The 13,240-nt window shown below is 61.8% G+C and carries 15 protein-coding genes, 1 tRNA gene and 1 pseudogene; 12 read left to right on the forward strand and 5 right to left on the reverse strand.

The genetic code is table 11. The features are described from left to right. Positions 1-87 precede the first annotated feature (87 nt). Both PSC72_RS01205 and PSC72_RS01210 read right to left on the reverse strand, forming a co-directional pair. Complete coding sequence (locus PSC72_RS01205) at positions 88-507, reverse strand: RNA-binding domain-containing protein (protein WP_274324079.1); 420 nt, start codon at positions 505-507, stop codon at positions 88-90. A 13-nt stretch (positions 508-520) separates the two neighbouring features. Next, the gene (locus tag PSC72_RS01210) at positions 521-1,090 is read right to left on the reverse strand and encodes an AAA family ATPase (protein ID WP_274324080.1); all 570 of its coding nucleotides are present in this window, start codon (positions 1,088-1,090) and stop codon (positions 521-523) included. Positions 1,091-1,209: 119 nt separating this feature from the next. Between PSC72_RS01210 and PSC72_RS01215 the strand changes: the two genes are divergently transcribed. The 10 genes from PSC72_RS01215 (at position 1,210) to PSC72_RS01260 (ending at position 9,699) form a co-directional block, all read left to right on the forward strand. Continuing rightward, on the forward strand, positions 1,210-2,649 hold the full coding sequence (locus PSC72_RS01215; RefSeq protein WP_274324081.1) for a cytochrome P450: 1,440 nt from the start codon (positions 1,210-1,212) through the stop codon (positions 2,647-2,649). Positions 2,650-2,700: 51 nt separating this feature from the next. Further along, positions 2,701-3,264, forward strand: coding sequence for an FxsA family protein (locus tag PSC72_RS01220; RefSeq protein ID WP_274324082.1), 564 nt, complete (start codon positions 2,701-2,703; stop codon positions 3,262-3,264). 124 nt (positions 3,265-3,388) lie between these two features. Next, positions 3,389-3,462, forward strand: a tRNA-Ile gene (locus tag PSC72_RS01225). A gap of 172 nt (positions 3,463-3,634) precedes the next feature. Beyond that, positions 3,635-3,871 (forward strand): hypothetical protein, encoded by a 237-nt coding sequence (locus PSC72_RS01230; RefSeq protein ID WP_274324083.1) that lies wholly within the window; start codon positions 3,635-3,637, stop codon positions 3,869-3,871. Beyond that, positions 3,868-4,068 (forward strand): sigma factor-like helix-turn-helix DNA-binding protein, encoded by a 201-nt coding sequence (locus tag PSC72_RS01235; RefSeq protein WP_274324084.1) that lies wholly within the window; start codon positions 3,868-3,870, stop codon positions 4,066-4,068. Before PSC72_RS01230 ends, PSC72_RS01235 begins: the two co-directional genes overlap by 4 nt. Continuing rightward, on the forward strand, positions 4,065-4,934 hold the full coding sequence (locus tag PSC72_RS01240; RefSeq protein WP_274324085.1) for a deazapurine DNA modification protein DpdA family protein: 870 nt from the start codon (positions 4,065-4,067) through the stop codon (positions 4,932-4,934). The genes PSC72_RS01235 and PSC72_RS01240 overlap by 4 nt, the downstream gene beginning before the upstream one ends. Next, on the forward strand, positions 4,931-5,074 hold the full coding sequence (locus tag PSC72_RS01245; protein ID WP_274324086.1) for a hypothetical protein: 144 nt from the start codon (positions 4,931-4,933) through the stop codon (positions 5,072-5,074). The genes PSC72_RS01240 and PSC72_RS01245 overlap by 4 nt, the downstream gene beginning before the upstream one ends. 2 nt (positions 5,075-5,076) lie before the next feature. Further along, on the forward strand, positions 5,077-6,717 hold the full coding sequence (locus tag PSC72_RS01250; RefSeq protein WP_274324087.1) for a DUF7845 domain-containing protein: 1,641 nt from the start codon (positions 5,077-5,079) through the stop codon (positions 6,715-6,717). 646 nt (positions 6,718-7,363) lie between these two features. After that, a protein-coding gene (locus tag PSC72_RS01255) for an IS630 family transposase (protein WP_274324088.1) occupies positions 7,364-8,364 on the forward strand; the annotation gives its coding sequence in 2 pieces (ribosomal slippage) (positions 7,364-7,856 and positions 7,856-8,364; 1,002 coding nt in all). Between the two features lie 1,011 nt (positions 8,365-9,375). Next, a complete protein-coding gene (locus tag PSC72_RS01260) occupies positions 9,376-9,699 on the forward strand; it encodes a hypothetical protein (protein WP_274324089.1) in 324 nt (107 codons plus the stop codon). A 123-nt stretch (positions 9,700-9,822) separates the two neighbouring features. On the opposite strand, the gene PSC72_RS01265 is transcribed toward PSC72_RS01260, so the two are convergent. After that, complete coding sequence (locus PSC72_RS01265; protein ID WP_274324090.1) at positions 9,823-10,098, reverse strand: transcriptional regulator; 276 nt, start codon at positions 10,096-10,098, stop codon at positions 9,823-9,825. 441 nt (positions 10,099-10,539) lie between these two features. On the opposite strand from PSC72_RS01265, the gene PSC72_RS01270 reads away from it, so the two are divergent. Continuing rightward, positions 10,540-10,806, forward strand: coding sequence for a hypothetical protein (locus tag PSC72_RS01270; protein ID WP_274324091.1), 267 nt, complete (start codon positions 10,540-10,542; stop codon positions 10,804-10,806). Beyond that, positions 10,803-11,327 (forward strand): annotated as a pseudogene (locus PSC72_RS01275) (tyrosine-type recombinase/integrase); the annotation flags it as partial. The gene PSC72_RS01270 and the pseudogene PSC72_RS01275, both read left to right, overlap by 4 nt. A gap of 22 nt (positions 11,328-11,349) precedes the next feature. Here PSC72_RS01275 and PSC72_RS01280 read toward each other — a convergent pair. Together PSC72_RS01280 and PSC72_RS01285 are read right to left on the reverse strand one after the other, a co-directional pair. Then, the gene (locus PSC72_RS01280; RefSeq protein ID WP_274321708.1) at positions 11,350-12,348 is read right to left on the reverse strand and encodes a transposase; all 999 of its coding nucleotides are present in this window, start codon (positions 12,346-12,348) and stop codon (positions 11,350-11,352) included. Continuing rightward, the gene (locus PSC72_RS01285) at positions 12,251-13,159 is read right to left on the reverse strand and encodes a hypothetical protein (RefSeq protein ID WP_274324093.1); all 909 of its coding nucleotides are present in this window, start codon (positions 13,157-13,159) and stop codon (positions 12,251-12,253) included. The genes PSC72_RS01280 and PSC72_RS01285 overlap by 98 nt, the downstream gene beginning before the upstream one ends. Between the last annotated feature and the right edge of the window lie 81 nt (positions 13,160-13,240).

A 13,240-nucleotide genomic window follows, 5' to 3' on the forward strand; every position in this document is an offset into this window, starting at 1 on the left:
AGACGAGACTCGCGACAGCGCGCGCCACCTGGTAAATACAGTCAGCTCGTCACACGCATGGAGCCACGCCGATTTCGACTCGAACGCCTACTCGTCGGGGTCGATCGGTTTGCCCTCTTTCGTGGGCGGGGCGACGTGGTCGATGTAGGACTCGGCGTCGGGGTCGTTCACGCGCACGCGGACGTGAATCTCGCCGAGTTCGTCGGGTTCGCCGACGGCGAAGTTGACGACCTCCTGGAAGGCGGCCTGTTTCTTCAGGTCGAACGAGAAGGTGTCGCCCTGGAGGTGCTCGAAGAAGGCGCCGCGGGCGGTGTCGAGGATCTCCTGGCGGTGGAGGCACTCGGAGAAGTGCTCCATGTCGTGGGCGGTGGCGACGAGTTCGCCGTGCTGGTGGTCGACGTCGGCGCCGGGGAAGAGGTTCGTGACGGCGTCGGCGACCCTGTCGGTGACCTCGGTGTCGTTGACCGGTGCGGTGATCTGGATATCGACGGAGTAGACTGTGCTCATGGGTGATCGGTCCTCATTGCTCGTCCGCGATGGCGTCGGGGCCGTCGGAGAGCAGGCGGCGGACGGTCGACTGGAACGCCTCCAGGCTGGCGTCGTTCTCGACGGTGAGGTCGGCCATCGCCATGGCCTCGCCCATGCCGAAGCCGAGTTCGCGCTCGTCGCGCTCCGCCATCGACTCGCCGCCCTCCTCGGCGGAGGCGTCGCGGCCGCGGAGGTCGAGGCGCTCGGCGCGCAGGTCCTCGGGGGCGTGGACCTCGACGAGGGTGAACTCCTCGCCGAAGGCCTCGACGAAGCGCTCGACTTCGACGTCCGAGCGGATGCCGTCGACGACGACGGTGTCGGCGTCGTCGAGGCGGTCTTCGATGAGCGGGAGCGACGCCTGGGCGATGGCGTCGGGGCCGTTCTCCTCGCGGAGGGTCCGCGCCATCTCGCCGTGGTGGGTCGCGGGGTCGAGCCCGCGGTCGCGGCAGGCCTGGCGGATCACGTCGCCCATCGTCACGACGGGGACGCCCTCCTCGCGCGCGACGGCGGCGGCCTCGCTCTTCCCGCTGCCGGGCAGTCCGACGATCCCGATGACTGTCATCGACGGTCCTACTGCCACGCCGCGCATAAGGACTGCGTTGTCGCTTCTCGCGCGACTACTTAAAGAGACGGGCGTACTCGGCCCAACAGCATTGTCGGTCGGGCGCGTAGACACAGGTGATGGCAACGCACGACGCGTCGACGGAGCGGTCCGAGGCATCGACGGCGGAGGCGCTGCGCCAGTCGACGCCGGGCGACCGGCCGCCGGGTCCGGACGGCCTGCCGCTGGCCGGGAACACCGTCGAGTTCCTCCGGGACCCGCTGGCGTTCTACGACCGCTGTCGCGCCCTCGACGACGACGTGGTCAGCTACCGGGTCGCCTGGAGCGACGGCTACATGTTCACCCACCCCGACGACATCGAGCGCGTGCTGGTCACCGACGACGCCGACTTCCGCCGGGCGTCGGTCATCCGGAACTCGCTCGGGCAGATCGCCGACGGCGGCCTCTTCCTCATGGAGGGCGAGGCCTGGCAGGCCCACCGGAGCGCGCTCCAGCCCTCGTTCTACCGCGAGCGCATCGAGACCTACGCCGACATGATGGCCCGCTTCGCGGACGAACGCGCCGACGAGTGGGAGGGCCGCGACACCGTCACCGTGAGCGAGGAGATGCGGACGCTCACGCTCGAGATCCTCGCGAAGACGCTGCTGGACGTGGACGTCCGCGGTCGGGAGTCGGCCATCCGCGACGCCGCGGCGGCCATCTCCGACCGGTTCGACGTCGGATCGGTGTCGTCGCTGCTCCCGCTGTGGGTGCCCACGCCGGCAAATCGCCGCTGTCGCCGCGCAGTCAAGGAGTTCGACGACGCCATCGCCGACATCGTCACCGACCGCCGCGCCAGCGAGGGGGAGTTCGACGACCTGCTGTCGATCCTGCTCGACCTCGACGTCAACGGCGAGGGCCTCGACGAGTCCGAGATCCGCGACCACCTCTTCACCTTCCTGTTCGCCGGCCACGAGACGACGGCGCTCACACTCTCCTACGCCGTCTTCCTGCTCGCGACCCACCCCGAGAAGCAGGCCCGTCTGCACGAGGAACTCGACGACGTGCTCGGCGACGGGTCGGCGGGGAGCGCGGCGGACGGCCCGCGCCCGACCGCCGCGGACCTGTTCGACGTGGAGTACCTCGACCGCGTCGTCGACGAGGCGCTGCGGCTGTACCCGCCGGCGTACACCGTCTTCCGCGAGCCCACGCGCGACGTGGAGATCGGCGGATACGAGATCCCCGCGGGCTCGACCATCTCGATGCCCCAGTGGGTCGTCCACCGCGACGAGCGGTGGTACGACGACCCCGACGCCTTCCGCCCGGAGCGCTGGACCGACGACTTCCGCGACGACTTGCCCGAGTACGCCTACTTCCCGTTCGGCGGCGGCCCGCGCCACTGCATCGGGATGCGCTTCGCACTCATGGAGACGAAGCTCGTGCTGGCGACCCTCGCCCAGCGGTTCGCGTTCGAACCCGTCACCGAACCGCCGCTCGACCTGTCCATGCAGATAACGCTTCAACCCGACGATCCCATCGAGGTCGGGGTTCAGGAGCGGTCGGGAGCGCCGCCTGTCTGACTCCTGAAATTCCCTCGAAAAGTGTTTGAGTCGTCGGTGACAAGACTGGGTATGCTCCGGTATCTGGGGTTGCTGTTGCTGATCCCGCTGTTGGACTCGCTGTTTCTCGTCTTCGTGGCGACCCAGATCGGCGCGCCCCTGACGGTCCTCCTCGTCGTGCTGACCGCTCTCCTGGGACTGTTGCTCGTCCGCGCCGAGAGTCGCCACACCATCGGAAAGATACAGCGAAAGCTCGCCGCGGGCGAACTCCCGACGGACGAACTGCTCGACGGCGCGTTCCTGCTGGTGGCCGGTGCGCTGACGATCACGCCAGGCCTCGTCACGGACGTGATCGGCATCCTGCTCGTCGTGCCGTTCACCCGCGCGCCCATCCGCTGGGCCGTCCGCGAGAAGGTCATCGTCCCCTACATGGACAAGAAAAGCGGCGGATTCGCCACCGGCAACGTCTACATCGGCGGGTTCCCGTTTGGCCAGGCCGGCCAGGGCCCCGGTGCGGGCGGTCCGGGCGCGGGCGGTCCCGGCCCCGGACAGTCCGGCGACGCCTACGACCTGGACGACGACGCGTACGATATCGACTTCGACGACGACAGCGACCGCCGGCGCGGCGTCGAGTGACGGCCCGGTCGCTCTACTGACAGGTATCCCCTGTGGGATGGTACCACAGAACCGCCGTACGGCGTTGGAATCGCGCCCAAAGGGTAACTGTTAAAGTGCCCCGTCCAAAAGCAACTGATGCCGAGGGCCAATAGCTCAGTTAGGTTGAGCGCTCGGCTGATAACCGGGAGGTCCGCGGTTCAAATCCGCGTTGGCCCACTTCCTTAACTGGCGATTACTGTACGAGAGAGACTTGTCCGTACAGTCCTCGTACTACCGGAGATTCCCGTTTTCGCGGATTCGCGCTCGGGGCCGGAAACGATAATACGAACAGGTCTCTTCCCGCGCACCCGCCACGTCCAGGGGCGTCATTAGCCGGAGGTGGTGCGGCGTGAGCCGCTCACACCCCGACGCGGACGGCCGTGAGGTGCCTGAGACGGCCGTTCGGAACCGCTCGCAGTATGCGGACACGCTCCACCGCCCGGACCCGAACAGTGACGAGCCGCAGCCGGCGTGCGTCGAGGCGGACTACCGCGGGGACGCAGACTTCACGGACGTTCCGGTAGCGGCGTACCCGCACTACAAGCTCTGCGAGAATCCGGAGTGTTTCGGGAGTGAGTGGTGGTGAGGTACCAGTCGTCCCTTTTCGAGTACGAGGAGGATCTGTCGGCCCTGTCGGATGCACAGCGGGAGGTGTACGAGGCGGTTGAGCAGGACGGCTACGGGATGCGGGAGTATGCCCGCAAGACCGGCCGTTCGGCCGGTACTGTGGGCAATCTACTCCGTCGCGCTCGGCGCCGTCTCGACGGGGGTGAGAGCGCGTGACCGACGACCGAGATCGGGCGCGTACCTCTCAGGAGTTTTGGGCCGGCGCGGCCAGCGGGTCGTCGCGCAAGATGCTGGCGCGCGCCCAGCGCTGGCTGGAGGGGCCGCGGCCGTCGCGGATCATGGTCAACTATCAGACCATGCTGAACGGGCGGGACTCCCGCTGGCGGGATTACGACCTGTTCATCGACCCCGGCGCCTACTCGATGTTCGCCCCGCCCGAGAACGGCGGCCAGGGACTGGCGGAGTACCCAGAGTCGACGGAGTTGTATCTCCAGGCTATCGGGGCACTCCAGCCCGCGAAGTACGCCTGGCGCGACTACGTTTGCGAAGACGATGTACGAGAGTTCCACGACTGGACTGTCAAAGAACAGCAACAGCGGACGTTAGAGGCGCACATTGAGTGCGCGAAGCTTCACGACATACTCGATATCAGCGCCGAACCCGTCGCTGTGGTCCAGGGCTGGGAGCCGGAAGACTACCAATGGCACGCTCAGCAACTCCGCGATCACGATCTGGTGACCGACCGGGTTGGTATCGGGACGATGTGCGGCCGGGATGATGTGGAGGTCTGCGAGGAGATCGTCGCCGCCGTTCGCGAGGTGCTTCCCGAGGCTGAATTACACGCCTTCGGTCTGGACAAACGGTGTTACGACAGCGAGTTCATCATCGGCGAGATCACCTCGACGGACTCGCTGGCGTACTGCTACCGCTACGAGCGACCTGCGGGGTGGTCCCGGTGGGAGTATATCTTCAAGCTCTACCTGGACCACCGCGCCGCCTGGGACGACGCCGTCGGTGGTACCGAGTATCAGTCCCGTGAGAACCGAGATCGTGGCCAGTCCTCACTGGAGGGGTTCGCGTGAGCGAGTTCGTCCGCGCCTCTCTCCTCTACGACGTGGAGACGGGCGAACGCGTTCGTTGGGACTGGAGTGGTCAGCAATCGGTCGCAGAAAGCGAGGCGCGAGTCCAGCGCGCCGTCGCTGAGGCCGAACAGGAGGGGTGAAAGTGCGCGCGATAGAGCCCGCCTGGCACGAGTACGCGGCGAATCTCCTGTTCGTCGAAGACGGCCTGATGCCGTACTTCGCGGCGGATTCGCAGGTCAAAGCGGGTGGCGGTAGCCAACAGGCCCGCTTTGAACTTGCCGGCGAATCATGGAACGTGAAGCTGTACTATCAAGATTCCGGCATCGTCCACCCCGGCCCATCTACGCCCACGGGAACGGACTTCCGTCTGGACGAGATCCGCGAGTTCCGGCTGCACGTCGCCCGTGCATCCGACGAGGACCCGGTGGGTGAGCAGAGCTTCAACGCCCACATCGCCCCCCGCTGGCAGGGGATGCAAGTCGAGAGCGACGACGGGCAACGCTTCGAGATGGACGTACCCGAGGAGATGGACGAAGGGATCAACGTTCGCATCCAGGGGAGCAACATCAACGCGCTCCGCTACTCGACGTTGCTCAAGCGGGCCGCGGAGGCGGTCGGTATCTCGATGGGGTACTTCGAGAACCCGCTGGAGTTCAGCAACACACAGGACGCCGAGCGGTACGTCCGGGTTCACAAGAACGAGAGCGGACCCGTCCACGCTCGGGATGGCCCGGTTGCGACGATGGGGCACCTACTCGAAGACGACCGCACGGGCTACCGGAAGGTCGTGCAAAACGACGACGACGAACACGGCCGGAACCTACCGGGCTACTATCACACGGTTACGCTGGGTCCTCAACGCGTCCGAGAGGCGTTCCCTTCGCACGAGCTACCCGTGGAGGTCAAACACTACTACTCCCGCGAGGCACTTGCGAGGGACCCGGACGACCCGCTTGCACATCCGAAGGTGGGCGTCTCCTATCAAGTGAGTCGCTGGGACGACACCCTCGGCGCTGACCAGGAGGCGCTCGCCCAGCTGCAACGCGAGTTGGACCGAGTACTCCACGCGGTGCTGATTGACGCTGGCCTGGACGTAGCGCCCGACCACGGGAGCGGTCCGTTCGTCGAGGATGCCTACTTCGACGCGGAGGTATCGGACGGCTTCGAGGAACCGCCGACGCTGGACATGGCGCACATCCACCACGAGCAAGAGAGCGTCGTTCTCAAGCACGTCAAAGACGGCCTCTCGCCCGTTGAGTGGGAATCGCTGGAAGTCCTCGTAACGGACGGCGGGGAGGTAGCCCCCGCTGATATAGCGGAAGAGAAGGGCCGCCACGTCGATAGCGTCCGCGACGCGCTCCGGCGGATGGACGATCTCGTTCAGCGAGAGTACGGCAGTGTCTCTCTGCGGTCTACCTACGTCGCTGAACTGGTCCACGACGCCGTGCAGCGGGCCGAGGATGCGGTGAGGGACGCTGCGTCGGCGAGCGCGAAGGCCCTGGAGGCCGCGGAGCGCGGCCTGGATGAACGGACGAGCGCATTGCTGGCGTTCTGCGACCGGTACAATATCGACTATCGGGACAAGGGCGATGCGCGGATGAAAATCCGGTTCGGGGAACTCGACCCCGACGCGGACCCCTCACCGGCGTTCCTGGCGAAGCGAGCGTTCGGTCTGTGGACGGACGCGAAACAGGATGCTGAGCGGTTCCGGTCAGCCTTGGTGAAATGGTCGCGGCCGGACGGCGAGCGGTGTAGAGTCGACGCCTGGAGGCTGCTGGCGTAGCGGTCGCCTGCCCGCGGGCTGGGAGCGTCCCGGTTCGCGGGTAGTGGCGACACTCTCGATTCCCCTATTTTCCGGGTATTTTCGGCGCTGTTGCGGGTTTCACCCCACGGTGAGGCAGGAGATCGAGGACGTCGAGCTGGGCGCGATGGGCTATGGGCGATGGGCTGGAGCCAACGCCCGAGCGGAAACGCGCCAGGGGCGGTCGCGTTTCCACTTAGGGGTGTGGCTAAGGCCACATCATCAAAATACACCCCACCGCATCTCAGCACGCCGAGTCGAAGCTTACCGTCTGAGGAGATACTGAGTGAAGGGCTATATTCCTGAGTCGATCTCGAAGCGAGAGACCTCAAAGAATCGAAGACTCCGCATCATGTGATTACTTTCGTACGGCGAGTACTGGTAGGTGTCCTTAGAATCGAACCAGTTGAAGTATTCATTTAGCATTTTCAGGATGTCCTGCCGATCTTGCATTGAGATTGGTTGGTCATTCCACCACTTGATTGTCTTAGGTGAATCGCCGCCTGTCTCGTGTTCATGAATGCTATACGGTGCCCCCTCCTCCGCCTGTAAGGCGCGAATAAGAGCGGGCCCGAATGGAGTATAGTAGCCGTTAGAACTTTCCGCTCAGAGAGTGTTGCTGTGATCAATGGACCACCTCGACGAGATCTCCGTCGAAGACCTCCAAGACGCCCTCGACAACGTCGAGGGAAACAAGCCGACACAACGGTTGTTAGCCGCAATTGCGTACAAAAACGGCGTAACGCAATCCGAACTTGCAGAGTGGCACGACACCGGTCGAAGAACGATCTACAGCTGGCTGATGCGATTTGATACGGACGAACCGCTTGAGCAAGCTGTGTCTGATGATCATCGATCCGGGAGAAAACGAAAACTCTCAGAATCACAGCAAGAAGAGTTCGAACAAGCCGTGCACGAACCGCCCGAAGAGGCCGGGATCGACGCGCCGGCGTGGACGCCGGCGCTCGTCCAGGAATTTCTCGAAGACGCCTACGATGTCGAGTACTCCTATCCGAGCTGCCGGCGGCTGTTGAAAGAAGCTGGATTGAGTTATCAAAAACCACGCCGCACAGCCGCCGAAGCTGAAGAATCCGACCAAGAAGAGTTCCACGACGAGATCAAAAAAAGCGAGCGGAGATGGACGCCAAAATAGTCTGTATCGATCAGACGAAGAAATCGGTGCAAGTCGAGCCGCGTGCCGCGTGGTTTCCGCGCGGCACGCGGCCGAGCGCCGAATTGTCCGGCCAACGCGACTGGACGTGTCTGCTCGGCGCAATCACCGAAGACGGTGACTGTTTTTTCTCACGGTTCACCGAGTACGTCACCGCCGATCATGCAAAACATTTCATTCTCGCGTTATGCGAAGAATTCGAAGAAGACTTGATCGTCGTATTAGATGGTGCGCCGTACTTCCAGGCGTCGGCCGTCACGGACCTAGCGGCCCGTGACGACCTCGCCTTCGTCACGTTACCGGCGTATTCGCCGGAACTCAACCCTGTCGAAGAGTGCTGGCGACAACTCCAAAACGCTCTCAGCAACCGGTTCTTCGACTCGCTTGAGCAACTGACCACCGCGATCGATACTGCTCTCGACCAACTGTCGCTTCCAAAGGTGAGCAATTATTTCTAACGTCCACTATATTCTCTATCCCATCAGGGATTGGATTTCCATTTCGATTTTTCTCATCATATCCATCCATATCGATTTGGTATACGTCTCCGGTGCCGATACCCGCACGAATCAATCTATGGAGCCAAATGTCCCAGTCGCCTTTGTATCGGTGAATATTGAATTTCACATAATGGCTGAATAAGGAACCCAGGAACTCGTAGAGATAATCCTTGTCGTCCGTCATTATTATCACACCGTCGCCGATTGTAAACGTCTCAGCACGGTCAAAGTCGAGAAATCTAGATATCACTGCTAAGAGTTCTCCGCGATACACCGCTGGCATTTTCTGGTCGTTACTTAGTGAATCGAGAATCCCCATCAAATCGATCCAGGCTACGTGTTTCTGCCCCAGGTCATCGAGACATTGCTCGTAGAAAAACTGGTCCTGTTCTAACTCGGCCAGATCGTCTAAGTCTTCGGTCATCAAGAGGGATTGACAGACTCATGCCATATAAATAGCTAGTAGTATTCGATTCCAGGCCATTCGCGCGTCTTATATATACACTCCGCCGGCCGCTCTCACAGCGCGGCCCACGGCGTGCGTCGCTCGCCATCGAGGCGAGCGGGCGCGATGGGCTGTATAGTATAGGGGGGTGGGTTTCGGTTTCCAATTTACATCCCGCCGCAGTCGGGCGATTTGGAGAGGCGCGCTGTAAAGCAGTCAAGCGACTATCTGAGTAACTTTATGCAGATCTCGTTCGATTCACCCGATACCAGGGCTCTGTCGGGTGAAGCACAAGGTTTCACTGTCGATGAATCCGAGCGAATAGAGTGCAGTAGAATCGAGTATTGTTCAGTACAGGCGATCAACTCTCCGAACTCGAAGGTCGTTCCACCGAGGCTTCGGCAGTCTCCGTCCCCGCCCGAATCGGAATCGAGTCCAAAACGAGAAGCACGGCCACGCAATATGAAGGCTTGAAACGTTCTCTCCACCACAACATTTACTTCGCTGACACGAGGTGCTACGGTATGGGGGAACGAGGACAGCGGGTCCGTTCAGTGACTTCGAGTGCGGCCCAGTGGCTGCTACGCAGAGCGCTATTGCTCGCTGTCGTCGCCGCGATACTGCTCGCTCTCATCGGCGGCTTCGTGGTCGTGCTGTTCGCTATCGACTGGTTCGCCGTGAACGCCCTCGGCGGACAAGGCGGACGGGACTACTGGGTTGTCGATCTCCTGACCGTAGTCAGCGTCCCCGTGTACCTGTTCGTCGTTTTCAGGTTGTTCTCCGGGGAGTACCCGAGTCCAGGCGGGAGAGCGGGCAAGTACGTAGATTTGGGCGACGACCTGCTGTAACTCGGATCCGCGTCGATCGCGGCGATTGTACGGTACCCTCGCTGCTGTTCAGTTCGCATCTGTACTGAACAGGTGTTCCACGAAGGAATGTGAGGAAAGAAACCGAACCGATTGAGGAATTAGTTATTCGTCGTCGAGCCGGAGATCGTCCGCTTCAAGGTTGCCAGCGAGGTAGTCGCGGCCCTTCTGATTCATTGCATAGTAACCTTTGTTTTCGTCCACTTTTTCGAGCAACCCGCGTTTTTCGAGATTCCTCATACGGCGTGCTACTGTCTCGTGGCTCTTCTCAATGACAGATAGCCGGTCGTGAAGATTGAACCAGATCAGGGCTGGAGAGAGAACGAGGCCATCATCCTGGTCAGCGAAAAATTCCAGGATCGCATCGTCTACCTCGTTCATGCCTGCCACTCGCGGACGCATACCCGCGAGTCTTCCGCTACCCCGATAGTTGCACCGGTCGGTTCTGTGAGTGAATGCATACGGGTTGGTTTTGACATATACGACACAAGGTTGAAATAGATGGCACAAAAGTGGGGTTGTAAGAGTGACTTCCCGGTCGGGTGCGAGTTGGTTGCGAGAAAGAGTCGGTGGCCGACGACCCTACGCGCCGGCCGGGGTGTCGCTCTCGCGAGCGAACACATGACGACAGGAAACGCGCGCTGGCTTAAGCCAGGATGTTTGAGGTATCGAACCACCACCACTTTCACAGACGGCTCAGCCGCTCACGTGGGTAGAATCAGAGGGTTATTGCAGGCGAGTAACCAGTTTCGGCAGTTTCACTTTCACCACACGCGTCTGGATTTCCCCTTTTACATCCCGGATGTTCAGTCCCGGTCGGCTATGTCGGAAGATGAGAAGAAGACCGTCCGAATCGAAGACCGCCACGACCGCTGGCGGTTCACCTGTCCCCGCGGGCACCGCTCCTGGGAGCCCACGAACCACCATTTCTGGTGTTCGAAGTGCGCCAGCGTCGAGGGCGTCGATGGCGTCTTCAACGAACTCCTCGACCGGCGGAGCGGTGACCTGCTCCAGCGCGACGAGGTGCGCCTGCTGACACCTGTCGGTCCCTACGACCGAGATCTCGACCGAACGGGAGGGCCCGCATGAGCGAAGACGACTTGGCACCTCTCCCGCCGGAGGAAGGCATCAAGCGGTTCCTCCGGCACCACGAACCCTCCGTCCGAGAGAGTACGATTCGGAACGCGCGGACGCGACTCCGGTTCTTCAACGAGTGGTGTGAGGCACGGGAGATCGAGAATCTGAACAACCTTACTGGGCGCGACCTCGCAGACTTCGTGGCCTGGCGTCGGGGCGACATTGCCGCCCTGACGCTCCAGAAGCAACTCAGTACGATCCGCGAGGCGCTTCGGTACTGGGCCGACATCGAGGGCGTCCGCGATGGGCTGGCTGAGAAAGTCCACGCGCCCGAGCTGCCCGACGGCGCCAAGAGTCGGGACGTTCACCTGAAAGCCGACCGCGCCGACGAGACCCTCTCGTACCTGCGGGAGCACCACTACGCTAGCCGCGACCACGTGGTGATGCTCATCCTCTGGCGAACGGGGATGCGCCGGTCGGCGCTCCGTTCCCTCGACGTGACCGACCTGCGGCCCGACGACCAGGCGCTCGTTTGAGGGTGTCATAGAATCCATCTCATACCGTGATGACGGTGCTTCCCGGATTGTCACCTCGTTCGTAGTTGGTGACGGCGACGACGAGTCGAACGCAGAGCGCAAGGAACACCTGCGCTCGGGCGTGGACGCGGCCTCGGGCGCGTAGCGTCCCGAGGCCGCAGTCCTTGACCGCATCGTTCGTTCGCTCGACCTGACTCCGGCGGTTGTACGTCTCGTCTAGGATCGACTGTTTGAGCTGAATCTCGTCACTGTGTTTCTCGATGCGGTCTTCGACTCTGTACTTGATATTGAGCGGATCGTCGGTGTTTCGCGGGTTGTACGGGGCGATTGGCACGACTCCTGCGGTCAGCAGGAGGTCGTGCCAGTCGAGCGTGTCGTAGGCGCTGTCACCGAGCATCCAGATCGGCTGGGCGACGGCGAGCGCGTCACGGGTGACGCGCATCGCCGTCTCTTCTGCGGCTTGTTTGCTCTCGGTGAACTCGGCTGCAATCGGGATCTTTGCGCCGGTTGAGACGATCGTACAGCCGTAGCCGTAATAGTACTCCTCAGCGGTTGGGTCGTAGTTCTTCGACGCATCTGGGTCGGATGGCATCGCTCGCACGTCCGTCGAATCGATTCGGTAGGTCATGTCGAGCAGGCCGCGGGCGGCGGCCTGCTCGACGAGGTGGTCGAAGACTTCGTCGACGACGTGTTCGAGGTCGGTGAGGAAGCGATCGACCGCGTCTCTTGAGGGCGGTCGATCGAAGCCACAGCTGAGCCAGACGACCGTGTTCTGGAGTTCTCGTGTGACCGGGCGAATGCCGTAGATGTCCTTGTAGTAGCAGTGGAGGAACGCTCGGAAGAGTTCTGGTGGGTGGTGGTCTCGTGTTCGCCCCCGGCGAGCGGGGGCGAACACGTCGAACTCGCTGAAAAAGTCGAACTCAAGATGCTCGAACAACGCGAGCGTCTCGGTAGCCACGACATTGAAGAACTCGTCGATAGAACCCTCTTCTTGCAGGGTGCTGGCGCTCGTAGACACAGTTCCAACACCCTGCGTCCTCGTGTGTGAGGCTTTCTATGACACCCTCCGCTATCAGCAACATCGTCAACCCGACGATCCCGAAAATGACCGTAAGAGCGTACGCACTCATCAATTCGAGGCAATGACTTGATCCGGCACAGAGCGCGATTATCTCGAACTCTTCTTCGTGTGCGAACCCAAGGAGAAAGGCGAACCACGCGATACCGAACAAGCCGCGGTCAGCTGCCTCATCAAGGTCGTCGTGCGAGTGCGAGTGAGAGTGGCCCACGATGAATGGGAAATATCCTTTCAGTCGGTCAAGCGGTCCCTCACCGCCTCCGCTATGTGAATGACCGTCGTCGTTGTCGTGTGAATGGTGGTTGTGATCGTGCCCATGCCCGGAATCATCGTCATGATCATGTGAATGGTCGTGGTCATGGTCACTGCGCGAATGGTCATGATCGCCATCGTGAGTGCCGGTTGAGTGGCCGTAACGATACTCATGGATTCCGAGCGCGATGAGCAAGATACCAGCGACCACGCTAACTGGCCCTCCGAGGAATATATTCCAGATGAGGTGAATCGGCTCATTGATCTGTGTGAGATTGAAATAATTCTTTGCGTAGAAGAACACCGCCACCATTGCGATACTGCTGATGAGGTGTCCGATCCCGAGGATGAAACTCGCTGCGAATCCGTATACCCACTTATTCGTCTGGTCGAGCGCGTAGGAGGCGGCGACAGGCCAACCGTGCCCCGGTTCGATGCCGTGGACGGCACCGAGTGCGACCGCTCCGAGAAGGAGCCCGAGTGCCTCACCGTGTAACATCTGTGAGAGAGTCGGCCGAGAACGTGGATAACGGTTGTTAATACCGAATCGGTGGTTCCGTCATACGGAGCCACCTTGTGA

This window comes from Halosimplex aquaticum (assembly GCF_028747785.1).
In the GTDB taxonomy this organism is placed as follows: domain Archaea; phylum Halobacteriota; class Halobacteria; order Halobacteriales; family Haloarculaceae; genus Halosimplex; species Halosimplex aquaticum.

Bases quoted from the DNA above. Each gene is read 5' to 3' on its own strand.
- PSC72_RS01205 (WP_274324079.1), bottom strand. From the start codon at position 507: ATGAGCACAGTCTACTCCGTCGATATCCAGATCACCGCACCGGTCAAC.
- PSC72_RS01215 (WP_274324081.1), top strand. From the start codon at position 1,210: ATGGCAACGCACGACGCGTCGACGGAGCGGTCCGAGGCATCGACGGCG.
- PSC72_RS01210 (WP_274324080.1), bottom strand. From the start codon at position 1,090: ATGACAGTCATCGGGATCGTCGGACTGCCCGGCAGCGGGAAGAGCGAG.
- PSC72_RS01270 (WP_274324091.1), top strand. From the start codon at position 10,540: ATGTCGGAAGATGAGAAGAAGACCGTCCGAATCGAAGACCGCCACGAC.
- PSC72_RS01260 (WP_274324089.1), top strand. From the start codon at position 9,376: ATGGGGGAACGAGGACAGCGGGTCCGTTCAGTGACTTCGAGTGCGGCC.
- PSC72_RS01265 (WP_274324090.1), bottom strand. From the start codon at position 10,098: ATGAACGAGGTAGACGATGCGATCCTGGAATTTTTCGCTGACCAGGAT.
- PSC72_RS01285 (WP_274324093.1), bottom strand. From the start codon at position 13,159: ATGTTACACGGTGAGGCACTCGGGCTCCTTCTCGGAGCGGTCGCACTC.
- PSC72_RS01220 (WP_274324082.1), top strand. From the start codon at position 2,701: ATGCTCCGGTATCTGGGGTTGCTGTTGCTGATCCCGCTGTTGGACTCG.